Source organism: Paenibacillus sp. JNU01 (assembly GCF_059130585.1).
Map to the genome: position 1 here is coordinate 4,230,538 of NZ_CP169723.1, position 26,300 is coordinate 4,256,837.

At 46.3% G+C, this 26,300-nt stretch carries 22 protein-coding genes; 14 read left to right on the forward strand and 8 right to left on the reverse strand.

The genetic code is table 11. The features are described from left to right. The first annotated feature begins 32 nt into the window (after positions 1-32). The 5 genes from NLBNIHML_RS18410 to NLBNIHML_RS18430 all read left to right on the forward strand — a co-directional run bounded on the left by NLBNIHML_RS18410 (position 33) and on the right by NLBNIHML_RS18430 (position 5,673). A complete protein-coding gene (locus NLBNIHML_RS18410; RefSeq protein WP_494352465.1) occupies positions 33-674 on the forward strand; it encodes a polysaccharide deacetylase family protein in 642 nt (213 codons plus the stop codon). 147 nt (positions 675-821) lie between these two features. Beyond that, a complete protein-coding gene (locus tag NLBNIHML_RS18415; RefSeq protein ID WP_339239039.1) occupies positions 822-2,075 on the forward strand; it encodes a mechanosensitive ion channel family protein in 1,254 nt (417 codons plus the stop codon). Positions 2,076-2,205: 130 nt separating this feature from the next. After that, positions 2,206-4,119, forward strand: a complete 1,914-nt coding sequence (locus NLBNIHML_RS18420; protein WP_494352466.1) for an AraC family transcriptional regulator — start codon at positions 2,206-2,208, stop codon at positions 4,117-4,119. A gap of 176 nt (positions 4,120-4,295) precedes the next feature. Further along, positions 4,296-5,150 carry an aldo/keto reductase gene (locus NLBNIHML_RS18425; protein ID WP_494352467.1) on the forward strand — a complete coding sequence of 285 codons (855 nt, stop codon included), beginning with the start codon at positions 4,296-4,298 and terminating at the stop codon, positions 5,148-5,150. A gap of 346 nt (positions 5,151-5,496) precedes the next feature. After that, complete coding sequence (locus NLBNIHML_RS18430) at positions 5,497-5,673, forward strand: hypothetical protein (protein ID WP_339239042.1); 177 nt, start codon at positions 5,497-5,499, stop codon at positions 5,671-5,673. Positions 5,674-5,817: 144 nt separating this feature from the next. On the opposite strand, the gene NLBNIHML_RS18435 is transcribed toward NLBNIHML_RS18430, so the two are convergent. Beyond that, the gene (locus tag NLBNIHML_RS18435) at positions 5,818-8,991 is read right to left on the reverse strand and encodes an alpha-mannosidase (RefSeq protein WP_494352468.1); all 3,174 of its coding nucleotides are present in this window, start codon (positions 8,989-8,991) and stop codon (positions 5,818-5,820) included. Positions 8,992-9,190: 199 nt separating this feature from the next. On the opposite strand from NLBNIHML_RS18435, the gene NLBNIHML_RS18440 reads away from it, so the two are divergent. Continuing rightward, complete coding sequence (locus NLBNIHML_RS18440) at positions 9,191-10,114, forward strand: helix-turn-helix transcriptional regulator (protein ID WP_339258275.1); 924 nt, start codon at positions 9,191-9,193, stop codon at positions 10,112-10,114. Positions 10,115-10,248: 134 nt separating this feature from the next. Here the strand turns inward: NLBNIHML_RS18440 and NLBNIHML_RS18445 are convergent, their stop codons facing one another. From NLBNIHML_RS18445 to NLBNIHML_RS18455, 3 genes are all read right to left on the reverse strand, one after another. Then, a complete protein-coding gene (locus NLBNIHML_RS18445; RefSeq protein ID WP_124118298.1) occupies positions 10,249-10,932 on the reverse strand; it encodes an ABC transporter ATP-binding protein in 684 nt (227 codons plus the stop codon). After that, positions 10,932-12,053, reverse strand: a complete 1,122-nt coding sequence (locus NLBNIHML_RS18450) for an ABC transporter permease (protein WP_494352469.1) — start codon at positions 12,051-12,053, stop codon at positions 10,932-10,934. The genes NLBNIHML_RS18445 and NLBNIHML_RS18450 overlap by 1 nt, the downstream gene beginning before the upstream one ends. Positions 12,054-12,175: 122 nt before the next feature. Continuing rightward, positions 12,176-12,742, reverse strand: coding sequence for a TetR/AcrR family transcriptional regulator (locus NLBNIHML_RS18455; RefSeq protein ID WP_124118296.1), 567 nt, complete (start codon positions 12,740-12,742; stop codon positions 12,176-12,178). A gap of 247 nt (positions 12,743-12,989) precedes the next feature. Between NLBNIHML_RS18455 and NLBNIHML_RS18460 the strand changes: the two genes are divergently transcribed. After that, complete coding sequence (locus NLBNIHML_RS18460; protein WP_494352470.1) at positions 12,990-13,796, forward strand: hypothetical protein; 807 nt, start codon at positions 12,990-12,992, stop codon at positions 13,794-13,796. A 218-nt stretch (positions 13,797-14,014) separates the two neighbouring features. On the opposite strand, the gene pdxA is transcribed toward NLBNIHML_RS18460, so the two are convergent. From pdxA to NLBNIHML_RS18480, 4 genes are all read right to left on the reverse strand, one after another. Continuing rightward, positions 14,015-15,016: a 4-hydroxythreonine-4-phosphate dehydrogenase PdxA gene (pdxA, locus tag NLBNIHML_RS18465; protein WP_192136204.1), complete on the reverse strand. Its 1,002-nt coding sequence runs from the start codon at positions 15,014-15,016 to the stop codon at positions 14,015-14,017. After that, positions 15,013-16,308, reverse strand: a complete 1,296-nt coding sequence (locus NLBNIHML_RS18470; protein ID WP_339239050.1) for a four-carbon acid sugar kinase family protein — start codon at positions 16,306-16,308, stop codon at positions 15,013-15,015. Before NLBNIHML_RS18470 ends, pdxA begins: the two co-directional genes overlap by 4 nt. Positions 16,309-16,397: 89 nt before the next feature. Then, complete coding sequence (locus NLBNIHML_RS18475) at positions 16,398-17,384, reverse strand: 2-keto-3-deoxygluconate permease (RefSeq protein ID WP_339239051.1); 987 nt, start codon at positions 17,382-17,384, stop codon at positions 16,398-16,400. A gap of 167 nt (positions 17,385-17,551) precedes the next feature. Beyond that, positions 17,552-19,234 carry a sigma-54-dependent transcriptional regulator gene (locus NLBNIHML_RS18480; RefSeq protein ID WP_494352471.1) on the reverse strand — a complete coding sequence of 561 codons (1,683 nt, stop codon included), beginning with the start codon at positions 19,232-19,234 and terminating at the stop codon, positions 17,552-17,554. Between the two features lie 624 nt (positions 19,235-19,858). Between NLBNIHML_RS18480 and NLBNIHML_RS18485 the strand changes: the two genes are divergently transcribed. From NLBNIHML_RS18485 to NLBNIHML_RS18515, 7 genes are all read left to right on the forward strand, one after another. Continuing rightward, a complete protein-coding gene (locus tag NLBNIHML_RS18485; protein ID WP_494352472.1) occupies positions 19,859-20,563 on the forward strand; it encodes a PspA/IM30 family protein in 705 nt (234 codons plus the stop codon). Positions 20,564-20,599: 36 nt separating this feature from the next. Next, a complete protein-coding gene (locus NLBNIHML_RS18490) occupies positions 20,600-21,631 on the forward strand; it encodes a TFIIB-type zinc ribbon-containing protein (RefSeq protein ID WP_494352473.1) in 1,032 nt (343 codons plus the stop codon). Next, positions 21,628-22,431, forward strand: a complete 804-nt coding sequence (locus tag NLBNIHML_RS18495) for a TPM domain-containing protein (protein ID WP_494352474.1) — start codon at positions 21,628-21,630, stop codon at positions 22,429-22,431. The genes NLBNIHML_RS18490 and NLBNIHML_RS18495 overlap by 4 nt, the downstream gene beginning before the upstream one ends. A 78-nt stretch (positions 22,432-22,509) precedes the next feature. Beyond that, entirely contained in the window at positions 22,510-23,550 is a 1,041-nt protein-coding gene (locus NLBNIHML_RS18500; RefSeq protein WP_339258291.1) for an SPFH domain-containing protein, read from the forward strand. A gap of 249 nt (positions 23,551-23,799) precedes the next feature. Further along, positions 23,800-24,027, forward strand: coding sequence for a DUF896 domain-containing protein (locus tag NLBNIHML_RS18505; protein WP_339242865.1), 228 nt, complete (start codon positions 23,800-23,802; stop codon positions 24,025-24,027). A 148-nt stretch (positions 24,028-24,175) separates the two neighbouring features. Next, positions 24,176-25,132, forward strand: coding sequence for a ring-cleaving dioxygenase (locus NLBNIHML_RS18510; protein WP_494352475.1), 957 nt, complete (start codon positions 24,176-24,178; stop codon positions 25,130-25,132). A gap of 40 nt (positions 25,133-25,172) precedes the next feature. Beyond that, the gene (locus NLBNIHML_RS18515) at positions 25,173-26,261 is read left to right on the forward strand and encodes a low temperature requirement protein A (protein ID WP_339258292.1); all 1,089 of its coding nucleotides are present in this window, start codon (positions 25,173-25,175) and stop codon (positions 26,259-26,261) included. Positions 26,262-26,300: the final 39 nt, after the last annotated feature.

A 26,300-nucleotide genomic window follows, 5' to 3' on the forward strand; every position in this document is an offset into this window, starting at 1 on the left:
AGCCAGTCAGTTGCAGAGAGGGGTCATTATTTATGGTCAATATCGCGATGGTAGAGCAAGAGTCTGTTCGGGAAAAGGTTGTGGCGTTTACGTTTGATGATGGGCCGCATCCGGTGTATACACCTCAAGTTCTTGAGATATTCCGTCGTGCCGGTGGGCAGGCGACGTTTTTCATGATTGGCCAAGAGATAGAGGCTCATTCGGAGATTGCGGCGGAGGTACACCGTGAAGGGCATGAGATCGCAAACCATACATACACGCATCCGGACCTGACCAAGCTGACGCTGGAGGAAGCCGGGGAAGAGTTGCAACGCGCAGAACATCTTGTTCAAGAAGTTACGGGGCAACCTGCCCGCAGCTTCCGACCGCCGTATTTTGGCGTAAACGATGATATATTGTCTCTGGCAGCGGAACGCGGATATCGCACGATTGGTGCGGTCAACGGTGATGCGAAAGATTGGGATAATCCTGGCGTTGAGCATATCGTGGAGCATACCCGGTCTGCGGTGAAACCCGGCAGTGTGCTGATATTCCATGACGGGTACGGAGACCGTTCCCAGACGGTGGAGGCGGTACGTGTTCTGGTGGAGGAACTGGTCACAGAAGGGTATCGATTGGTGACGGTGAGTGAGCTGCTGGACATTTCTCGTGAGCAGGATGAAAAGATAACATAATCAAGTGGACCCATCATTCTTTGAATGACTGGGTCCTTTTTTATATATAATTTGTATAGGAAGAACGGAGCATAGGTATAAACTTTGCTTGCCCTCTCAAACTACTTTATAATAATAGGCTAAACTAGATTATGTCAGGAGGAAACAATGGACTTTATCAAAAATCAACTAGAAGAACTCGGCATGAGTGGACCCTCCATTGGTTATCTTTCAAACATCATTATGATTATTTTTATCGCACTAATCTCGATATTGGCGAATGTGATTGCCAAGCGAGTGGTACTGAAGACGGTGCATCGTATTGTAAGTAATAACCGTTTCAAGTGGGGCCACATCGTGGTTCAGAAAAATTTATTTCAGAAGCTGTCGCATCTTGTGCCGGCTATTATTATCTATTATTCGGCTTATATTTTCCCGTCTTATCAGACCATAATTGAAAAAGCAGCAATGACCTACATGATTGTCATCATGATCACGGTAATGAATGCATTGCTTAATGTATTCGATGATATCTATCGTACCTATGAGGTGTCGAAGATTCGCCCAATCAAGAGCTACATTCAGGTAGCCAAGATCGTTCTGTTCATTATCGGGGGCATTATCGTCATCTCCAGCCTGATTGGACAAAATCCGCTCATTATCCTCAGCGGACTTGGTGCATTATCGGCGGTATTGATGCTCGTATTCAAAGACTCGATCCTTGGTCTCGTGGCTGGTGTACAGCTATCGTCGAACGATATGGTGCGTGTTGGTGACTGGATCGAGATGCCAAAGTATAATGCAGACGGGGACGTTATCGACATTACATTGAACACAGTGAAAGTGATGAATTTTGATAAAACGATTACGATGATTCCAAGCTATGCCCTCATATCGGACTCGTTCCGGAACTGGAGAGGCATGCAGGTGTCTGGTGGCAGAAGAATTAAGCGGAGCATCTATATCGATATCAGCAGTATTCGTTTTTGTACGGAAGAGATGGTGGCTGAATTTGAGAAGATTCATTACCTGACGGATTATGTCACTTCCAAACTTAAAGAAATTCAAGCGTACAACATGGAGCATCAGGTGAATACTGAAAGCAACGTGAACGGCAGACAGCTCACAAATATCGGTGTATTCCGGGAATATATCCATCAATATTTGAGGAACCATCCGAAGATCAATAAAGATATGACGATGATTGTGCGACAATTAGCACCGGAAGATCGCGGGCTGCCTCTGGAAATCTATGCATTCAGCAATGATATCAACTGGGGTGTATATGAGAACGTTCAGGCGGATATCTTTGACCATATCTTCGCGGTGGCGTCAACTTTTGGACTGCGGGCCTTCCAGAATCCAACTGGACATGACATTGTGCAACTGAAAGAGGATAAACAATTGGTGCGAGAGTACTAGGGGCTCATAACAGCTCTATCCTTTTCCAATATACTATTCATTCATAAGCCATTAACTCATCGGGGTTGATGGCTTTTTGTCTGTGATATAATAGGCATATTTTAAGAACGAAGAAGTAGGGGGAACGTGTATGGATTGGGAAGCTCATATCGAACAGTGGAGCCGAACGGCCGTTAGATTACTGGATATTCGGTATTATCGTGCGGAGCATGGAACGGTTCCTGATCACGATGTGGCGCATAACAGCTTCTTCTTAATCACTACTCATGGAGAGGCTAGGATAAGGATATCAGGCGAGGTCTACCAGACTCATTCAGCATACATATTACACGGGGGGGCAGATGCTGGGCTAAGTATTACACCGTTGGAACAGGACTTTGCCTGTTATCTGATTTTATATACAGCCGAGTGTGCATCGCCGGAAGATCGAAAGGGTTTCCAGATGACGTATGGGTTTGCACCGTATGCATTACTCCCTGTCCAGGAAAAGTGTGAAGCCATGAACCGTCTGTGGCAAGAACCCGCCTCCATAGACAAGCTACAGGCACAGTCGGTTTTTCTTCCGTTGGTGTACGAGATCATGCGGCAACAGATTCAGACATGGGCTAAAAAGGAAAGCAGCAAACCCAATATCGTCACTGACGCAATCCACTATATTCACGATCACTATAGCGAGCTGATTACAGCCGAGGAACTAGCCAAGAGATACCATTGCAGCGCCAGCTATTTATCCCGTTTGTTCAAAAACCAGATTGGACTAGGACCGATTGAATATCTTATTCATGTGCGGGTTCACAGATCGAAGCAGTACCTTCTAAGATCCGAAGCCCGTATCCAGGAAATAGCAAGCAACGTAGGTTATGCGGATATGTATTATTTCAGTCGCTTGTTCAAAAAGCATACCGGCTTATCGCCAATACAATTTCGTACACAATATCGGAAACAGGTTCAGTATAATCCATTACGTGGGTTAGAATCGTCTATTGTAACCCCTAACTCCGGTTCTCATAATGAGAATGAGACTTATTATCAACGGATTGGGGAAGGGGACACATCCATGTTTAGATTTTCAAGACCAGCCTTTGGGGCGATGATGTTATTATGCACATCCTTGCTTCTAAGTGCTTGCCAGACCAGCAGTACTCCAGGAGCAACGGCTTCCCAGCCAGCTTCATCAGATACGAATACTGCTGTAGCTACGGACAGCGCAGCTGTGGAAACGCGGATATATAAACATCTGAAAGGCGCAACCGAGATTCCTGTGAACCCACAGCGAGTCGTCAGCTTCTATCACTTGGGCGAATTGATGGCGCTGGGGGTGAAGCCGGTTGGCACAACGACATATATTTTGGATAACCCACTTATAGATGATACTTCCGGTATTTCAGATGTGGGCGTGCCGCCAGATGCCGAGAAAATCCTGTCACTGGAGCCAGATCTGATTGTGACAACGGCAGCATTCGCAGAAGCTGTGGAAGGCGGGTATGATGCACTGAGCCAGATCGCTCCGACCATTGTTGTCGAGCAGTATAATGACCCGATTAAAGATGTGGAGATGTTTGGGGATATTCTCGGGAAACAAGAGGAAGCACGGTTATGGAATGAGCAATTCAAAGCCAAAATCGCAGCGTACAAAACGAAAATTAGCCCTTATGTTCGTGCGGATGAAACGTATTCTATATTAAACGTGCGTCCAGATGCTCTTTTTGTATACGGAGATACCAATATGGGGGGCAACATTATTTATAAATATCTTGGGTTGAAGCCAGCGGCCAAGGTAGAGTCGGACGTCATTCATGGAGAAACGTGGGAGATTTCCACCGAGGTCATTCCCGAATTTATCGGTGACCGTCTGTTCCTGGCCGTCAATGAGGGAGCTGAGGACAAGCTCAAGGATGTGCAAAAGTTGATTGATGCCTCACCAGCCGGGAAAGCGGGTCACGTATACTCCATTAACTTTGATCAGTTCCTTCCGAGTGACCCTATTGCAGTAGAGAAACAGTTAGACATCATCACAGATATAATTGTAGGAGATGACAAATAAATGTATATGTCTGTGATAGGTCAGCCGAGTTGAAGTGTTATTGGATGGCTTAGATGTAGAGGAGTTCGCATTGATTCAAGCCGGCGTGAAGGGGTAGAATAACGAGAGGACGTTTATTTTCTAACAATCTAATCTCGGAACGAAAATCTAACCTTTTGGCAAAGGAGAGTTCACACATGAACCATCAGATTCCGGAATATACATTGAACGATGGCTTGAAAGTACCTGCAATTGGATTTGGTACCTACAGTCTGAAAGGTGAAGAAGGCGTTAAATCGATCGCGTCTGCCATGGATGCGGGTTATCGATTAATTGATACGGCGTATAACTATGAGAATGAGGCAACCGTGGGCAGAGCAATTAAGCAAAGCTCCATCGCCAGAGAAGACCTGCTGATTTCCTCGAAGCTGCCGGGGCGTTATCACGCTCAGGATAAAGCACTCGTGGCGATTCAGGAATCATTGTACAGAGCGGATCTGGACTATTATGACCTGTATCTGATCCACTGGCCCAATCCGAAGAAGGACATGTATGTCGAGGCATGGCAAGCACTGATCGAAGCCAAAAAGCGTGGATATATCCGATCCATCGGCGTCAGCAATTTCCTGCCTGAGCACAATGAACGCCTGATTAAGGAGACGGGGGTAGCACCGAGCCTGAATCAGATTGAGCTACATCCGTTCTTTGACCAAGCTGGTCAGCGGGAACAGGATACGAAGCATGGCATCGTGAACGAATCCTGGAGTCCGATCGGACGTGGCAATGATGCTGTACAGGATATTCTGAAGGATGAGAACATTCTTCGGATCGCGGAAACGCATGGCAAAACACCGACCCAGATCATTCTGCGCTGGCATGTTCAGCTGGGCTCCATTCCAATTCCGAAAGCGGGCTCCTTGCAGCATCAGCAGGAAAATATCAATATATTTGATTTTGAGTTGAGCACAGAAGAGATGCAGGTCATTTCTGCATTTAATCGTCCGGATGGACGGTTGTGGGATCAGGACCCAAGTGAGTACGAAGAATTTTAAAGAAGGACAAGCAATATCTGCCCAACTTTACGAAGCAATATGAAAAACTTTTCGCGTCACTTGCTGCCAAGTATGGATCAATATGAAATTAAATGTGTTCCAGACTGTAAGTACGATGTGATTAAACGCCATTATAACCTGCGCACCTTTTGGAATAATTATTGGTCCCCCTGGGTTACCAGTGAAATTCCAAAGGGTGTTTTTTAATTGAATTGTATCTAGGCATAGCCTGCCTTATCGGGCTATATTAATAACGATAAGAGCATACATCTGTGGAATTCTGGATGGCAAGCAGCATAGCTATGGGGTCATAAGCAGGTTGTTCAGGGGAGGGCGATGTTTAGTGGTGGCTAACTGGTGGTTCGCACTGATTATTATGGTTGTGGTGAATGGGATTGTAGCCTGGAGTTTATGGACGGGGGAACAAACAAGTAGAAGGGCGAAAAAGTGGTTTTTTATTGTGGCTAATCTTATCGGGGTAGGGCTTGCCATCTCTCAATTTTTCTGGATGGACTTCAACTAGGATGCAGTGGTGGTATGAGAATATAACGTGTAATACATAGAAAATAAGGAAGGACTGCTCCCATGTCAGATATGACAGGAGGCAGCCTTTCATTATTGGAGCATTTTAAGGGTTGTTGCAGTTTTCCGCGTTGCGTAAGTTCTGCTAGTGTCTCGCAGGAATACGGAAAGTTAGAATCTCATACGGTTTAATATCAAAAGAAATCCGACCATTTTCCACGGCGCATTCCGCTTCGTTATTCTCAAGCAAATCACACGCGTACGCCGTGGCACCTGCTCCTTCAGGCAATTGCAGGGAAGCACGGCTGCGGCGGCCATGTGCTTCATAGAGACGGATGATCATATCATCGTTGTTCTCGGCTTTTTTGATAACCTCCAGCACGACATTATCCTGATCAACCGATGCGAGTGACCACAGCCCAGGTAACGTGCCGGTTTGCGATGCAATCTCACGAGCAACCAGCGGACGGTTGAGATCATAAGCAGCCTGGATGACACGTCCTTCACGGAAGTCGCCCTGATGCGGATAGAGCGCGTAGGTGAATACGTGCTGCTCTTTGTCGGCATTTTCATTCGGGTACGTCGCGCTCTTGATCAGCGACAGTCGCATCACCGAGTTATGAATATCATATCCATATTTGCAGTCGTTCAGCAGAGCAGCGCCATAACCGTTCTCCGCCAGATCGGCCCACTTCTGTCCGCATACTTCAAACCGGGCTTGATCCCAGCTCGTATTACGGTGGGTAGCACGCTCAACGTTGCCGTACTGAATTTCGTATACTGCTTTCTCACTCCAGATGTCCAGCGGGAAGGCGGATTTCAGCAGCAAATGCTCCTGTTTCCAACCCACTAACGTACGGAAATCAATCCGGCGTGTATGCGCGTAGAAGATAATCGTTTGTTCAACGACAGAGTCCAGGAACTGTCGCTTCACTTGCAACACGGAACGCACGGGCCCGCTTTCAACCCACTCCAGTGACTGCAGGTCGTTAATCTCCCACATATGCTGTTCATAATAGTCGTCAATGTTCCATGCCTCGTATTCCGCAGGTCGGTCCTCGAACACTTGCAGCACATTACCACGCTTGCCAGACTGAAGCAGCTCACGCCCCTCCAGCTTGTCCCATACGGATATGAACTCGGCACTTTCATTCAGTTGAATTTCGTACCAAGGTGTATGGATGTGGCGCTGATTGGCTTCCCACTGTGCAACTGATACGCTCGCGACAAGTTCGTCTGTCAGATCCGTTGTGATTCGGAAGGATTTATACCCGGATGCCGGCACGTTCTCTGCAAGGAACACAAGTCCGCCTTCAGGAGTACGCTGGCTTGGTACAGGGCGATCTCCATCATGGACGGTCACTTTTCTCGCAAAAGCAGGCAGTTCAACCACGTCTGTTCGTACGAATCCAGTGGTGTTGAATACGACAATGGCTTCGCCATCAGATGTAATTTGGCTTGCAATGCCGTTCAGTGCGTTGTCTTTCAGCTCATCCGTGACACGCAGCACTTCTTCATATTGCTCTTTGGAATCCACATATACCTGCTCAATGGAGCTGCCCGGCAGAATATCATGGAACTGGTTCAGCATCGTCAGCTTCCATGCGTGCTCCAGTGCATCGGTTGGATAGGCTGCCTGGGCATTCGCCTGACGATGAATCATGGCATACAGCTCGGCATCAGCCAACGCAAATTCGCTATGACGGTTGTACCGTTTGTTGCGGGCCATGGAAGTGTAGGTACCGCGGTGATACTCCAGATACAGCTCACCCGACCAGCGGGGAACGGAAGGCACATCCACCAGATTTTGCTCCAACTTCTCGAAAAACTCGCGTACAAAGGTACGTTTCACCGCAGGCACACCCGGCAATCCAACATCAAGTCGTCTGCCATGCTCCAGCATCTCTTCGGTTGGTCCGCCGCCGCCATCCCCGAATCCGAAACATTGCAGAACATCTGCATTAATGTTTTTGTTCTGGTATCGCTGCCACGTGCCTTTGACTTGGGAGGCGTTGAATCGTCCATTATAAGTCGTTTCGAAGCGGCGTTGTCTGAAATCGGGATGCTTGTCATAGTCTGTCGCTGTGATGAAATGAGTTAGAACTTCAGAGCCGTCAATACCTCTCCAGTACATCGTGTCGTTCGGAATTTGGTTCGTATCATTCCAGGCAATTTTGGTGGTCATAAAATAATCAATGCCACTCTTGCGCATAATCTGCGGCATCGCTGCACTATAACCAAATACATCCGGCAGCCAGAGCACACGGTTCTCTACGCCGAACTCTTCCTTGAAGAAACGTTTGCCGTATATAATCTGACGGATCATGGATTCGCCGGAGATCAGGTTACAATCGGCTTCCAGCCACATCGAACCTTCGGCTTCCCAGCGGCCTTCAGCTACCTTTTCCTTGATTTTTTCATAGAGAGACGGGTAGTCTGCTTTCAGGTACGCATATAATTGGGGTTGCGAGGACATGAACGTGTATTCTGGAAACTTGTCCATCAGATACAATACACTCGCGAAGCTGCGAATGACCTTCTCCCGGGTCTGATCCAATGTCCATAGCCATGCCACATCGATATGCGTGTGTCCGATACAGTGAACGGTTGGGATGTGATCACCCGCAGGGCGGACATCACCATAGACATGATCTTGCAAATATTGGCGCGCTTCCGGTACCGACGCATGGAATTCTGCGCTGTTCTCCTGACGCAAATCCAGCAGATTCACGGCTTTATTCAGATGTTCGACCAAATTCAGCCGCTCCAGATCATCCTCACGCAGCAGATCCGCCGCATCGAGCGCAGCCTTAAGATCGTAATATAGATCGGTTACAGGCTGATGATGCTCAGCTACATAGACATTGAGAAAGACATCGGCTGCCGAAGTACTACAGTACGCATATAAAGCCAGTTCGAATTCTTCGCCTTTTGCCGCAGCAGGTGTCAGGTCAATTTCCGTATGGTTCACATCCAGACCACAGATCAATTTCCCATTCAGGAAAGCCAGAAATTGTGGATTATCATAGTTCCAGATATCATCCGCACCGGTGACGATGGTACATACGACTTTTTTTCCTTCCATATGATCCGGGATGCGAATCCGGGTTTTGAAACAGCTGTGTACATCTTTACCGCCCCAGCCATCCCCTTTACGAAATACGTTCCAGGAGGAAGGGTCTTCATGCACTAGTTCCCAGGAGTGGTAACCACTTTCTTTATGATAAAGCTCCGGTATATATGTCTTTGAGGTCAGTCGTGCACGTTCCAAGTGTTTAACTATGGTATGGATCCGAGTATACAAGGAATTCATTTTCATGTTGGTTTCCCACCTTGGTTTGTAGTAAGTACAGGCTGTAGTCGTCGTTGAAGCAAGTATACTGCAAGCGCTAACATATCAACTCTATCATAACAAAGGGGAAAGGGAGCAAACTACGTAATGTATGCTGAAAAAGACGTATTTTTATTGCATTTCATGCTAAAATAAAATCATTAGTATCGGGATAGGAGGCATGTCCATGACAACATCCGTTTTGACATACGAGCAGGGATATGTAATCCATGTCAATCAGCCTGGAGACGAACTCTTTTATCATTTGGACTACGACGAACGCTCCCATGACTTGAATATGGAGTTTCAGCACTTTCATGATTTCTATGAAGTCTGTATTCTTCTGGATCGTACGGCTGCGCATATTATTGAAGGCAGTTTATATGAGATTCAGCCATTGGATATCGTGCTGCTGCGACCTTCTTTGCTGCATAAGACGCAGTATCCGAAAGGTACACCGCCAAAACGGTTGATGATTAATTTTGCGATGCCTCGCCATATGCCCGGACTTGAGAACGGTTACAATGAACTATTCTCCATTTTTGATGAGGAGGTTCCGATTTTCCGCTTCCCGGAAGAACGGCGCAAAGAAATCCTCGCGCCCATCAATGACATTTTTGCCATATCCCAGCAGCGATCTACACTTCAACCGGTTGTGATCCATCATAAATTTGTAGAATTTCTATGTGCCATTCATCGTTACGCGGCAGAGAACGGGTATGTGCGAGAAGAGACAGGATCATCGATGTCCCGGCGCATGTATGCCATTGCATCCTATATTCACAGCCATTATCAGCAGGATTTATCTTTGGAAGAGGTATCCAGGCGGTTTTATGTAAGTGCCCACCACTTGTCCCGCCAATTCAACAGGGTCACTGGTTTTACCTTCACGGAGTATGTACAGATGACCCGTATTCGAAATGCCCAGCAATTGCTGCTGAATTCGAGTGAAAAAATTACGGACATTGCTGCACAGTGTGGGTTCGCCAGCTTTTCCCAGTTCAATCGCATCTTCAACAAACAGAGCGGTATGTCACCAAGTGCCTATCGACGGAGCAGACCATCGCAGAGCAAACATGAAATGATGCTTGTGGGTGAAAGACACGAGTGACGATGGCGCCTAGCGTGAGATAACAAGCGGAGTGATGGACAGGCTTAAATTGCTAGTTAACGGGCTATTTTTCTGGACAGAAGATTTTTATGAAAATAATAGTTAACGACACGGATAGGATTCAGTCCATATATTTATGATTTGGCTAGGGACAGACCGCCATCATACATCCGATAGACCTTGTCACAATATTCAAGCATACGCTCATCATGGGTAACCATAATGGCCGCTTTTTGGCGTGATTTCACTTCTTGCGCGATTAGACTAACCACTTCATGGGCTCGTTTGGTGTCCAAACTGGCGGTTGGTTCATCGGCCAAGATGATGTTGGGATTATTCATTAACGAACGCGCAATGGCTGTCCGTTGTTTCTCACCACCGGATAACTCTTCGGGAAAACTTTTCAACTTCAAACCCAGCCCCAGTTCTTCCAGCAGTTTGGTGGCAAATGCCTTATCCTCTTTTTTGACCGTTCCCGCCATTCTTTTTACAACTAACAGTTGATCGAGAACATTTAGATAGGGAACTAGATTGGAAGATTGCATAATAAATCCAACTTCTTGCAGCCGTATATTAGATAGCTCTTTCTCCGTAAGCTTCGAAATATGATTTCCGTTTAGTTGAATATCTCCTTCGGAGGCTTTCAGCATGGCCCCAGCAATAGACAAGAATGTACTTTTACCAGAACCAGAAGGTCCAACGACAGCAACAAATTCCCCCGGTTCCACGGATATGGATACATGATCGAGCGCGGTGATCCGATTGTTTCCTTCGGCATAATACATGGTGACTTCCCGCATGTGCAATCCCTTACTCATTATTCAACCCTCCCGAGCGCCTTAAGCGGATCAATCTTCGTTATTTTGCGAACAGATACCAGTGAACTTAACATAGCGATAACCAGCAGGATAATAGAATAATTGAAGACAAGACTGGTCTCCAGCTTAAATGGCATTCCTTTTGGCATAATTGCTGCTGTCCAATAAGTCAGCAAGATTCCAACAACAATGCTAGTCAGGGAAAGGACAAACACTTGCGAGATAATGGCTTTTCCCAAGAAACGGTTGCTGGCACCGATCGCTTTCATAATGCCAAACTGGTTGGTCTTTTGCATCGTAATGACATAGAAGAATACCCCGAGTACAAATGCAGAGATCGCGAGCAGAAAGGCAAGCATCATCAGAATCGTTCCGTTCTCTTCTTTGTATCCTGGCATGCCTTGCACAGCTTCCGACCGGGTAACGGTATCCGTACTGGATAACTCTTTATTTATAGCTTCTGGATCAATATTCTCGCCTTGTAACATGATCGCATTAACCGGTCCGGCAATTCCTTTATCTGAACCTGGAGCCGCAAAGGCAATCTTCCGCCATTCAGCCATTGGCGTAAATACGGATGCAACGTGGTTATAAGTCTGATTCTCCACAAATCCGATAATGGTCAATGATTCCGTCGTGCCATCCAGTTGAAATGTGTCCCCAATATTATAGCCCTCATCTTTTAGTGTCGAATTCACAACTACCCCGGTGGGATTATCGGAAGACAGGCTGTCACCTTCTACAATAGCTGGTTCCAGGAAGCTTCCTGGGTTAATTCCTATAATCGCTATATCGACTTTATCTTCATTCTTGGTACTCGTCTCTTTCATTGCTGTTGCCATCGTACTTCCCATAGGGGATGCGGCATCCACATTAGGAAGTTGTTCCGCCTTCGCCACCAGTTGATCTGACAGCAGTGACTTGCTCATGGAAGACTGAGCCCCTTCTTCAAAGATGACATAATCAGCCTTCATGGTCTTGAATGTTGATGCGGCTAGTGTAGACAATCCATTTCCCAGACCGGATAAAATAAATACCAACCATGCCATGAGTACGAAGATAATGATAATCATCAAAAACTTCATTTTACTATGCATTAGCTCCTTCATCGCTAAAAACATGATCTGTTCAACTCCTTCTCTCTTTTTTTTGACACATGTGTCAAATTAGATGCGCGGCCACGCGGTCTTCATCATTAAACGATATAAATGACACTTGTGTCAAATTAAATCCAAGAACAAAGTTAGCTCTTGGCTCCTCCGATCCACATTTGGAACAGCAGCTTTCCCCAATCAGGCGTAGGGATATTCATCATGTTAGGCGTATTAATCAAGTTGAAGAATACACCAACAAGTACAGGTAGAGGGATATCTTGCCGAAGGGCCTGATCCTGCTGTGCGCGTTCAAATAAGCGTGATAATTGAATTTTGAGGGTCTTATGTGCTTCCTCAATGAATTCAAGATCTCTCGCTGCCGCAGCAGAATTAGTCGTATTAATTTTGCTGGCATCTCCCAGAAGTTGATGGAGCGTCGATTCTTCTGCGTAGATCAGAAGCAGTTGCTCAAGAGCATCCATGGGATCAGTCTCATCAACGGCCAATGAATTCTCCAACACGGTTGCTATTACACGCTTCATACAAGCAGCAACAATCTCTTCTTTATTAGCGTAATATTGATATATCGTGCTTCGGGCTCCGGAGAGATGCTGTGAGAGCAGCTTGAGGTGAAAACCGTCGTAGCCATGCTCCAGAATTAATTTCTTGGTCGTATCCAGTAGCTCTGTTTCGGTAAAAGATTGTTTTCTTCCCATTGAATCTCTTCCTTTTTCTCATCTATAAAATCTGTATTGTATTCATAATACCTTATATATGTGATGCTTTGGATTTCGCTGATATATATTCAGTTTAGCATAACATAACATAAGCTCCTATGTGAGCTGTTGAACATAGATTCACCCCTGTCCCTGTCAGGGTAAAAATAATCACTTCCCATAATGCTTGTAACTTGTAACAAAGGAGTGAAGATAAATCGTTTATAAAGCAGCACCTTATCTACTTATGTTAGGTATTTTTATCGTCATTTTGGATGGGTTGTGGATCGTGGATGTAGCTGACTCTTATGATCTCTATCCTGGATCAGCATGGGCCCTTTTGGCAATCGGACTATGCTTGATGATATTCGCTTATATCATGATTCAGCATAAACGGAAGCAAGAGGCTCCAATGAAGGATGAAGTTCAAGAAATACATGCTGAGAGGGTGCCAGCACAGCAATTCGTGAATCGAATGTGGAAAGACCGAGAGGCTGTAGGCGGCAGACTGATTTTGTTTCTCCTAATCATCCATGCAGTTATCGCTGTCTTTCACCTCGGTCTGGCTTTACGTATGGTACAGATCACCATATTCGTGGGCATCATTTGCTTCTCGTTTTTCTACATTATGAATGATGACAGGGGAGACCTGAAGGAGCAAGAGGAGGATTTAAAGCCTGAAAGTCATTTTATGCAAACCTTTATGCGTCTGATTGATTACAGGCAACATCCTTTTAGTCTAGGACTTCTTGTGTTTCTACTCATTGTGCTTACATTCCTGATTTCAAAATGGTTCGGGTGGGAGATCAGCTTTGATACAGGCGGGAATCCGCTCTATGTCATGAGTCTACCGACTTCTGCCGTTATATTATCAGGTCTAGCCTTTGCTTGCGGACTGATCTATATCAATCAGCATTGTGATTTCTTCGGGCTTCGCCAAACAGATCAGGGTGCGTACAGGCTGTTTCAGATTCATTTCTATGAAATTATTGCTTGCGGGGCTTCCTTTTTCATCTGGCTGGGAATTATTATTCTAAGTTGGTTTTTTGCCTAGATGGTTGGGGTTGGATACGGTGGGTGATAAAAATAAGCGTATGTTGTTCCCTTGAGATAGGTTGGCGTGGATGACACATACAAAAAGGCAAACCCATGAACTAATAAAGGGTTTGCCTTTTTCTTCCTATTTATCGAATACCAACGATATACCGATACATCTGCAATTGATCTTACGATCACGATCAGACTCACGCATGTACCGGATGAATCTTGGTGTTATCCCTGATCCTTCGGTGCCAGCTCGATGGCGGAGCGAATGGCTGCCAGCATGCTTTTGTCATCGGCGATGTTCTTGCCAGCGATATCGAAGGCTGTACCGTGGTCAACCGACGTACGAATGATTCCGCCCTTCAGACCAACGGTGATATTCACGCCTTCCTCGATGCCCATTACCTTAATTGGCGCATGGCCTTGGTCGTGATAGCAAGCTACAACGATATCGAAGTCGCCGCGGCCAGCGCGGAAGAAGAGTGTGTCCGCCGGGAGTGGACCAACAACGTTAATGCCTTCCTGCTGCGCACGCTCAATGCCGGGCTGCAGTTTCTCTTCTTCCTCTCCGTTGCCGAACAGTCCGTTCTCTCCGGCATGAGGATTGATTCCGCATACGGCTACGCGCGGATTCTCAAAGCCTGCTTTTTTCAACGTATCATGGGCAAGCTTCACAACGGTGTAGGTTCTTTCCGGGTTAATACTCGCGATGGCATCAATCAGACCCATGTGTGTCGTCAGGTGAATGACTCTCAGATTAGGCGTCGTCAGCATCATCGAGAAGTCCTGCGTATCCGTCAGGTCCGCCAGAATTTCGGTGTGGCCTGGATATAGGTGCCCTCCTTGATGCAGGGCTTCCTTGTTCAAAGGTGCTGTGCAGATGGAGTGAATCTGGTGTTTTTTGGCCAGATCAATGGCTTTGGCGAGAAACTGGAATGCTGCATCCCCAGCCACGGCAGATACTTTGCCGTATTCCAAGTCCGCAGGGACAAGGTTCAAATCAATCACATCTACAGTACCGAATTCATACTTGGCTTCGGAAGGCTCTTGAATCGCGTTAACGTTCAGACTTGAGCCGATGATCGGCAGTACGCGCTCCAGAATCTTCGCATCACCAATCACGAGTGGATTGCACTGATCATACATCTCTTGATGACCCAGTGCTTTCATAATAATCTCCGGTCCAATACCTGCTGCGTCGCCCATCGTAATTCCGATTGTAGGTTTCATACGAGAATACCTCCTTTTAATTTTTGAATCGCATGGATAAAGACATCTGGTTTGCCGAATCCGCCTGCTTTGGTAATCACATGCAGATCATCAATGCCTATAAACTTGGAGATCGGCACGCCGATTTCAAGCTCATCCAGCAGCTCGAAGCCGCTAATATTCCATTTCAGACAGATTTGTTTTGCCGTATCGCCACCAGTCATGGAGACACCCTTGAACAGTCCCTCTTCCAATAGTCTGGCACAGATCTCACCCATCGCGAGTACAATTTCATTGCTAACTTCGGTGTGATTAAGTCCCCGAACTTCGCCCGTGGCACGAGCCAATTCAATATCAATCTGTTCAGCGGTGGAGTAAAGGACGACATCTTGTCCTTCCAGCGCTTTGTCGCGGACCTCGTTATAGACACGTTCCATCTCTTCTGCACGGTCTGCGGTCGCGGATACCGCTTTGAAGGAGTGGAAGGAGACAGAAGCCACGCGGGATTTGCGCAGCAAGCGACTCAACTGCTCGCGCGAATTTTTGTTTACACTGCCCACCACCGTCAGGATTGGACCCGGATTCTCGGGTATGGTTAGCGCGGTAGACTTGGATTCAAGTGCAAAGTGAGCAGGGAGGTAGTTGGCAATACCCGCTGAGCCTGCCCAGGCAAAGGTATAATCCAACTCGCGAGTCATCTGTAGTACCAGCTCCAGATGGCTTTCCTCGGTGGAGTCCACCAGGACGTAAGGAGTATTGTTTTCCTTCAACTGTTTCAGCTTGGCACAAAGATGATGCTGGCCGGCTTCCAGATCGGCGACGGTGATCTCGCCAACTTCGTACTTGGTTTGAAGTTTCAATAAGTCCGGAAGGTAGGAAATCGTTACAGGTGTCTTCGGATCATGGGCAATTTCAGTATCTGCCAGTGGAACGCCATTCAGGTAATGAATTCCGTCCAGAATAGTCCGGTTATTTTTCGGATATCCTGGAGCAATCATCATAAAATCAGGCTTAACTACATCATACACAGCATCAATCTCGATGCCGATATTGCCGCGCATGGTGGAGTCCATCTTTTTGAAAATCGTCTCAAATCCATTATTCGTTAGCAACTCAGCAGCCCGATATACACGTTCATACGCTTCCTGCGGAGATATGGAACGACTATCTGTATCAAAGACGACAGCATCGTATTGTGTAAGAGGTTCTTCATTCATATTAAAAAGAACACTGGTTTTCAAGCCATGGCGGGCAAGCTGCACCCCGCTGTCATTGGCACCGGTCAAATCATCTGCAATAATGGCTAATTTCATGCAGTCATCCCTCCTTATAAGCACAATTTTATAAAAAGTCCGTTCGTATTAGATTGTCAATTAAATTCATCAGATCAGATCAAAATCATTTATGTGGTTGGTCGTTGATTGTATTTCTCGACGCCACCTGATTTCTCCAGTCGTTTGGAGAGGAACCCGATGAAGATCGGTAACAGGATAGCTGTCGTTACAACGCTCGCCGCAATTTGCACCGTAGCAATCTCCGCAATCGGGCCAAATGAAGCATTAGCAGCCACGATGGCAGCAGGTGTACCTACCGCATTGCCGGCTGTTGAACCTTCGGAAGCACCAACAATCGGGTTCCAGCCAATGGCTTTGAACAAGAAGTATCCGATTCCGCCTGTGAGAAGCACGGTTAGAACACCAAGCAGAATGCCACCTAGACCACCTTGGATGATGGAGGAGAAGTTGATTCCCATACCCAGGGAGAATGCAAAGAACGGAACAAGTTTGTCACTGCCTTTGTAAAGCCAATCCCCCAGATTACGGTCCAGATTACCAATAATGACACCAACGATGAGTGGAAGCAATACAGCAACGAATGCCATCGGGGAGAACATGCCGTTCGCAAAGCCCATTGCACCAAAGATCGAGAGCGCTACCATGGTCAGGAATGGACCATCACTGAGCGCGAGGAAAGGGTAAGCTGCCTTGTCATCTTCTTTACCGTATTGACCAGCGAGTGCGATGTAAAGACCACCGTTAGAGTTGGTCATCGCAGCGATAATGGCAAGTGGGGCCAGACCCAGGAATAAACCGCTTGAATCCGCAAACAAAATAGCGATAAAACCAAGGCCTGCACCAATCACCCATTTGAACGTAAGCAAGGTCAAACCTTTGCCGACAGATGAACCTGCCGTTTTGAACGTAATCTGTGTACCGGCAATTAAGAGGAACAGCGCAATCAGCGTACTGGCACTATTAACGAAGAGAGCTTCCGTGAATCCACCAATGCGCAGAGCATTCGGGAAGAATGTATTGATCGTTGCACCAAGCAGCAGGGGGACAACCATCATACCGCCAGGGATGCGATCTAAAGTTGCTTTAATGTTCATAGTAGTTAGCTCCTTATGAAGTAATCGTTTTTATGAAGCGCTTGCAGGGATTATATTATCCCATATCGTTTAATATAGCAACAATAAATTATTGTAAATTTTAAATAAGTATTATAGTGTTTAAAAATGCAACACAACAAGGCGATAAAAAAGACGCAAACTTAAAGTTAATCTTTAAGTTTACGCCATAATGTGGCCCGGTTAATCCCCAGACGCTCCGCAGCCTTCGATTGATTGTTGTTTTCCTCCTGAAGCACAATCTGAATCACTTCTTTTTCGATCTCCTTCAGCGTACCGTTCAACTTCATTGGACTTGAAGAAGGTTGCTGATCCAGCAAGCGGGATAAGGTAGCGGTGGAGATGACATACTCCTGCTCATTGAGTGCAGCCTGCTTGATCAGATGTTTCAGTTGGTTGACATTCATATGTGTGATCTGTTCTTGGATCAGCTGCAGTGCATCTTCTTTTATTCTAACCGCAGTAGTTCCGTACTTCTGGTAATATCCCGTAAGAAAATGCTGCATCAGTGGAGCCAGATCTTCTGGTCTATCCGCAAGATTTGGCATCATGATCGTATTAAGCTCCAGATCGAGTGACCAATGTGGGTTCAATGCCTGCTCCCCGAGTATAAACACCCCAATCCGGTTATGAAGGCAGCTCTGGATAAAGGAGAGCAACTCCGGATCTTCCATACGTGTCTCCATGTGGTTAATCTCTACATTTCGAACCTTGGCGAGTGGTATCTTGTGCAAATGACCGGAAGGCACTTGTGAGAGATCGATCTGTAATAACAGTCCGCCGGCAGAGTACATCTGATGAATATGTTTGACTAGAAAAGATTTACCTGAATCCGCTTCACCTAGCAGATAGATCGGTTCATGATTCTCGTAAAGTGCCCGAATGTTCTTTAATACCGCCTGCATGGCAGGGGATTCGGCAACGATAGGCTCCATCGATGCGTCCGTGAACGTTGTTATGCCGAATTGTGCAAAGGCATAGGGTTGTCCTTTTTCCAGCATGTATACCTTGTAGTTCTTGTTGTCCAGGGTCGTTTCATAGGCGTTAACCGTGAGCTGATAATCGTCCACCATGAACACATTTTGGACCTGGGATTGGTGGAATTCCAGACTCGTGTTGGTCAGATACATGTGATTTTCGGTCAGCGGATTGTTCTCAAAGTCGGTCAGGTTCTCGAATACGACTTCATTCCGTTCATTTAAAATAAGCAAATTCGGATGTTCCCGTGTAACCAGGTCATTCAGTATGATCGATATCGCATGATTTTTGCTCAAATAACGGTAGACCAACTGCGCATCTGCCATCGCTCTAAGGATGGATTCCTGACCGGATTGGATTAACAATCCCTCCAGACCATAGGTCTTCGCGGTGTTGACGGTGATCACATCCCCGACAATCTGGCGGTACCCGGAAGCTTTCAACTCCAGGAGCAATCGTGCCACATCTTCCGAGCTATGTATGGTATAGACCTTGAGAGGCAGATCCATCAGATCAATAATCGATTGTGCACCAGAGGTGATGTTGGAGAAACCAACGATCGCTGTCTGACCGTTAAACTGGCTTGCCAGGGTAAGTGAACGAATCATATCATAACCCGATAACTGCACATCAATGACGGGAATAGTTACTGCTTTTTTAATCAATTGGGCGGTACCGCCGCGGCTAATGATAATCTCTGCCCCATTTTTCTCAGCTTGGATTGCTAGCTCCACGCCTTTCGCCAAGTCGCCCACGTCTGTCTGAATGGTTAACTGGGGAAAACGGGGAATGCACTCTTGTATAATAGGAATCATCGATTCGTAGGGAGCAATAAAGTGAACTCGTGTACGCATAATTTTCCTGCCTTTATCGAAAACTTTGATCCCCCTATTATAGCCAACTTGCGAAGGAATGGCACCTATGGGGGGGAATCAACACGGCTACATCCGAAAAATGGATATGGATATGGCTTAACTCACCAAGTGAAATGTGATGAAGTGCACTGAATCGAATCCTTAACTATTTCAAAATTAATGGATCATTGCACACGCTAAGTATAGAGAAATGAGGAGTTTTATATGGGAGACATTCATAAAGTAGCTGAGCCAGATCACATCATTAAGGATGTTGTCGCAAAGTTCCCGTGCTGAGTCCTGTGGAGTGAAGGCCGTCCATGTCTGGAGTATCAGCGGGAAGAAGAGTTAGCCCAGATCGAAGAATACATTCGTACAGTGTACAATGTTGAGCTGTTGGATGTGTTTTTCACCGCGGTGGAGAGCCTTCCGGTTGAGCTATAGGCTAGTTCTGAAGTTAGGGGGTGAGACGACACTATAGGTGCTCGTCTTTTCTTATTTTGCGCTATGATCGTGTGAATTTGGATCGTATGGACTCCACTTGCCATCGTGAAATATGAAACGTATGTGGGCGTATTCATGTATTATAGTATACATATGAACTTTTCGGAGGAGGAACACGTAATGGGAATCTTATCGAGGTTTAGAGACGTGATGAAAGCGAATGTGAACAACATGCTGTCTCGGGCAGAAGATCCGGAGAAGAGTGTGAATGAGTATATGCGCAACCTGAGCAGTGATCTGGGGCAGGTGAAGGCCGAGACGACGGCGGTGTTGTCGGATGAGAGCCGGGCGAAGCGAGCACTGGATGAGTGCAGCGCCGAGGTCAAGAAGTTACAGCGGTACGCAGAGAAATCGGCGGAGTCCGGAGATGAAGAGAAGGCACGTAATTTTCTGGAGAAGAAAGTGAAGCTGGCTGACAAATTGAACGAATTACAGGCTGCCTATGAACGTGCTTCCGCCAAAGCCAAGATGATGAAGCATATGAACGATAAACTGGTTGCCGATCTGGGGCAACTGGAAGCGCGGCATGCCGAACTGAAGGGTCGCATGGCAGATGCGAGGGCGCAGCAACAGACCAATGAACGGAATGCATCTGCGGGCAAGGCTGATGCCGCATTGAAGGCCATGGAAGACAAGGCCAACCAGGCATTGAACGAAGCAGAAGCGTTGGCAGAACTGCGTGCTGGAGCACAGGAAGATGATCTGGACGAATTAATCGCCCAGCTCGAGAGGGACATGAACGCAGATGCGGGTAATAATGAACATGCTTCGCCAAGTGCGGATGAAGAACTCGCAGCGATTCAGGAGAAGCTGAAGAATAAATAATACGTTACACCATTTCGTTAACATTGAGGTGAGCAGATGCCGGTTATTGAATATAAATGTCCCAACTGCGGCAGTGGTATGATCTTTGACAGTGTGTCAGGTGCACTATCCTGTCCCAGCTGCGGCCGCCAGGACAACATAGAGCAGATCCCCGATCCATTGAAGAGACAGGTATTCACCGAAGATGAGGTCAAGGAATACCACTGTAACAGCTGCGGAGCTGACATTGTGACAGAGCCGGAGACGAGTGCGACGACATGCAGTTTCTGCGGTGCAGCGGTTGTACTCAGTGATCGGCTGACGGGCAATCTTGCCCCTGCGATGGTGATTCCCTTTTCGATCAACAAGGATCAAGCCAAACAGGCTTTCAAAAAGTGGTGCAAAAACGGCTTGTTAACGCCAACTGGCTTTATGTCCGCCGATCGAATTCAGAGCATTACCGGCATGTACGTACCGTTCTGGTTGTATGAGTTACATAACAAGATCGAAGTGCATGGCCGTGGCACCAAGGTCAGATCCTACACCCAGGGCGACTACCATTACACGGAAACACAGCATTTCGATATATATCGCAGAATTCGGCTGAATTACGTGAATCTGCCCATCGATGCATCGGAGAAAATGAAGGATGAACTGATGGATAAGCTGGAGCCTTTTCCATATAATCAGCTGAAATCGTTCAAGACCCCGTATCTGGCGGGGTATATTGCGGAAAAGTATAGCTATACGGACGAGGAACTTTTTCCACGGGCCAAGGATAAGACGAAATCTTACATTGATTCTTATATTGCCTCAACCGTATCTGGTTATAGCAGCGTGAGCTATACAGATAAACAGATTGATACCACGCTCAAACATGCGGACTATGTGCTGCTCCCGGTGTGGATGGTCAACTATGACTACAATCGGGCACAGTATACCTTTGCCATGAATGGACAGACAGGTAAAGTGGTCGGTAAACCGCCGATCAGCAAAGCCAAAGTGGCCGGATGGTTCGCAGGAGTATCTGCCGTCTCGTTGCTGTCACTGAAGCTGGTTTCCTGGATGATGGGAGGTGGATTCTTATGAGAAAAAGAACCCCTCTGGTTGTCGTGATGGCTACACTCATTTTACTAATGGTAACGCTTGTTGCTCCGTTGATTCCCATGTCATCGGCATCCGCAGCGGAGAGCAAAAATCTCATCTACGATGAGGCCAACCTGCTAAGTGAACAGGATAAGGTTGAGCTGAATGCACTTGCGAATCAGTATGGCGCGGAACGGCAGACGGACTTTGTTATATATACCTCCAATAACGAGGAGCATAAAAGTGAAATACTGCTTACCGAGGATTTTTATGACGATCAAGGATTTGGTTACGATAAAAAGCATGGAAACGCAGTTATTCTTACAATAGACATGTACAATCGGAAGATGTATCTGGCTGGTTTTTACAAAGGGGAAGAGTATATCGACAATGGTAGAGCCGATAAAATTACGGCCAAAATTGCCCCAGATGTATCGGACGGAAATTATAGATTGGCTTTTGAAAAATATTTGGAGCTCTCCTACGAATATATGGATCTTAAACCCGGGGTCAATCCGGATAATATCCTCTTCAATACGTGGTTTCAACTTGCTGTATCCGTGGCAATCGGAGGAATTGTAGTTGGTGTAATGACCGATCGTTCTGGTGGGCGGGTCACAGTCAATCGTGCAACGTATGAGGATTCCAGTAATTCCAGTGTAATTGATCGTCAGGATCGGTACATTCGTACAACAGTCACCAAACGCAAGATTGAGAAAAACAATAACAACGGTGGCGGTGGAGGGGGCGGAGGCACAACCCGGGGTGGTCATTCCCATAGCGGTAGCAGCCGATCTTTCTAGCATCACGGACATTCGCAATAACTTAATGCAGGCATGTTGGGTACACAATGCTTTCTAATAGAAGGGATGGGAACAAGTATGGGATTTTTCAGAAATCAGTTTTCGAATGTGGTGGAATGGGAAGAGTTTAGAGATGACATGATATTTTGGAAGTGGAGCAACCGGGAGATCAAGAAGGGGAGTAAACTTATCATCCGTTCTGGTCAGGACGCCATTTTCCTGAATAACGGTAAAGTGGAAGGGATTTTTGAGGACGAAGGATCATTTAATATCGATTCCGAGATCATTCCGTTTCTTTCTACCTTAAAAGGGTTCAAGTTCGGATTCAACAGCGGTATGCGGGTGGAGGTATTGTTTGTAAATACCAAAGAGTTTACCGTGCGCTGGGGCACGCAAAGTCCGGTATTAATTCCGACACCACAACTCCCGGGTGGAATGCCGATTCGGGCCAATGGTACGTTTAACTTCAAAGTGAGTGACTATGTGACCTTGATCGATAAGATTGCAGGCATCAAGCAGAGTTATCTGGTGGAGGATGTCAAAATCCGAATTACTTCCGTGCTGGATCAGCTTCTAATGAAGTGGATTAGCCGTGAAGGGAAGGATATGTTTAACCTGCAGGCCAATGCATCGGATATTGCCAAAGGGATTCAGGAAGATCTGGATATGCAGATGATGGACATCGGCATTGGGATTACCGGATTCCAGGTAATGAGCTTCAATTATCCAAAAGAGATTCAGGATATGATTACGAAGACCGCTTCCCATGAGATGATTGGTAATCTGCAAAAGTATCAGCAGGTCAGCATGACAGACGGTATCTCATCCGGTAAAGTACAGGGCGGCGGCGCGGCCTCGGATATGGCAGGCATGATGATGGGTATGAACATGGCCAATGAAATGATGAAGAACATGAACCAGAACCAAAACCAAAACAACAACAATGCCAATTCGTCTCAGAATCAGAACGCGGACCAGAAGCCAGCGGGCAATAGCAACGGTGATGCAGGTAACTCTCCATCTACAGAGGGCAACAAGAAGCCTAACTTCTGTCCGAACTGTGGAGCCAAAAATGAAGGAGCCAATTTCTGTCCAAACTGTGGTCAAAAGCTGGGTTAATAAAATAAACACAGGTAGGGGTTAGGTTCGCAGGAAGTGAAATTACTGCGGAGCTAGCCCTTTTTTTTTGGATGCATAGTTATTACAACAGGGTGATGAGCGGCAAGCCAATTCATTTATTGTAGTTTAGATAAAACAGTTGACAACTAATCACAAATCATATATCTTTAAATTAAGATATTTAATTTGAATATAAAACCCAACACAAACAAATATCTTTAATCCATTACATGAGGAGAGATCAAGATGATGATCCCAACATTGACCAGAATTAATGAACTTGCAAGAAAAGCCAAAGAGGGCGGATTGACGGAGATGGAGAAAGAGGAACAGGTTAATCTTCGCCAGGAATATCTGCAAACTTTTCGCGGTTCGGTCAACGACATTCTCTTGAATGCAACCATCTATGATCCGAACGGCGATGACGTGACTCCTGATAAATTGAAACAAGAACAGGCCAATCAAAATAACAAATAGAAATCATTCACCAGACCATATATCTTAATTTAAAGATAATACAAACTTACTATAAATGAATCAACGATTTAAACTATCTCATTTATCAAATGATCTCTAACACCTAGCAGATTCCAAACATGCTTACCAAACCAAGGAGGAATTAATCATGACTATTCAAACAGCAGGTATTCACCATATTACAGCTTTCGCAGGGGATCCACAGGCCAACGTTGACTTTTATGCCGGAGTTCTGGGACTGCGTCTCGTGAAAAAAACAATCAATTTCGATGCACCTGATGTATACCACCTGTATTTTGGAGACGAACATGGAAGCCCAGGTACCATCATTACCTTCTTCCCATCCGCTGGATCACCACGAGGCAAAATTGGCGGAGGACAGGTCGGTATCACTTCCTATGTCATTCCTCCTGGGTCGATTGGCTTCTGGCAGAACCGGCTGGAACAGTATAACATTGAGGTAACTCAGACAACTCGCTTCAATGAAGAGCTGCTTCAATTCGAAGATAGTGAAGGACTGCGGCTTGAGCTTGTTGAACGGGAAGAGGGTGCGACCAGCACTTGGGCACACGAAGGAATTCCAACAGATAAAGCCATCAAAGGCTTTGGCGGTGCTGTCCTGTTCAGTGTAAACCCGCAGAGAACGATGGATGCGCTTGAGAAAATTTTGGGATTTGTCAAAGTGGGTGAAAATGAAGAGTATGCCCGTTTCCGGTCGAGTGGAGACATCGGTAATATTGTGGATGTTCCGGTGACCCGTATACCTCTGGGCATGGGTGGAGCTGGAACGGTGCATCATATTGCATGGCGCGCCACTGATGACGTGGAACATGCACAGTGGAGTGAAGCTGTACGTGATTACGGGTATCAACCGACGCCAGTTCGGGATCGTCAGTACTTTAACGCGATCTACTTCAGAGAAGCTGGCGGTATCCTGTTCGAGATTGCTACCGATCCTCCGGGCTTTGCCAAAGATGAACCTGCGGATTCGCTCGGACAAAAATTGATGCTGCCAGAGTGGTTCGAGAAATACCGCGCTCAAATCGAGGACAATCTGCAACCAATCGTGGTAAGAACACTCGAACCTGCTACAACTGCGAAATAAGAAGAGTTCTATTACTATAAAATCTAAGGAGCAACGAAGGATGATGGAGAAAAAGGTTACATGGCTGGAGCTGTTTTACGATCTGCTCTTCGTAGCTGCGGTCTCCAAGGCGGGTCATGTCTTGTTACATGCCGAACACGGAGTAATTACGTTTGAATACTTAATGAAGTTTGTGCTTATTTTCATCCCTGTTTGGTGGGCATGGGTTGGTCAGACCTTGTTTATTAACCGCTATGGTCAAGACATCCTGATTCATAGAATATTTCTCATCCTTCAACTCCTGTCCGTGATGGTCATGACGGCGAGCCTGTCTACCCATTTTGACCAATACTACCTGTCCTTCTTCGTGGGTTATATCGGTTCACGGGCATTTACGGCCATTCAATATCTGACGGTTCACAAGTCGAAAAGTGAGCATCAACAGCAAGCGGCTCGTTACTTGGGCACCTGTTTCCTCATTGGTATATTGATCTCATCAGGTTCACTATTCTTCGATTCCTGGCTGCGCTACTTAATTTTGTATGCAGGAATTGCAGTGGACATTGTGCTTCCGTTGATCGGACGTAAAAATCTGGTGAAAGTACCGGTTCAGACTCATCATTTGTTGGAACGTTTTGCGTTATTTACACTCATCCTGCTGGGTGAATCGGTGGTAAGCATTATCGCTGTGCTGCAAGCCGACCATTGGGATATGAAATCCATCCTGTTTGCCGCATTTACGTCCATCTTTGTCATTGCGATGTGGTGGCAGTACTTCGACAACGTGGAGAAAAAGGTTAGCAAAGAGATTCAGACTGCCGGTCAAGCGATCATATACGGCCATCTGTTCATCTACATCTCTATGAGTATGATCGCTGCTTCAATTCAGCTGTTATATCAGAACCAGTTAAACTATGTGTTCATGCTAGGGTTTGTGTTTGGATCGGCGCTACTGTATTTCTTGTCGACCTCACTTGTGTTCCATCGTTACAGACACGCACATCTGCGACTGGGTCCACGCCATCTGGCGTTCATGGTAGGGTTACTGGTGGCATTTGTCCTTGTGGATCTGGTCTACCGGGTTCCGGGTTATGTCATCATGGGCGAAGACATGTTATTCTTCCTGGTGTATGCGAAACTTACGACTTGATATAGTGTTCCAAAAAGAAGAAAAGTCACGGACAGCAGG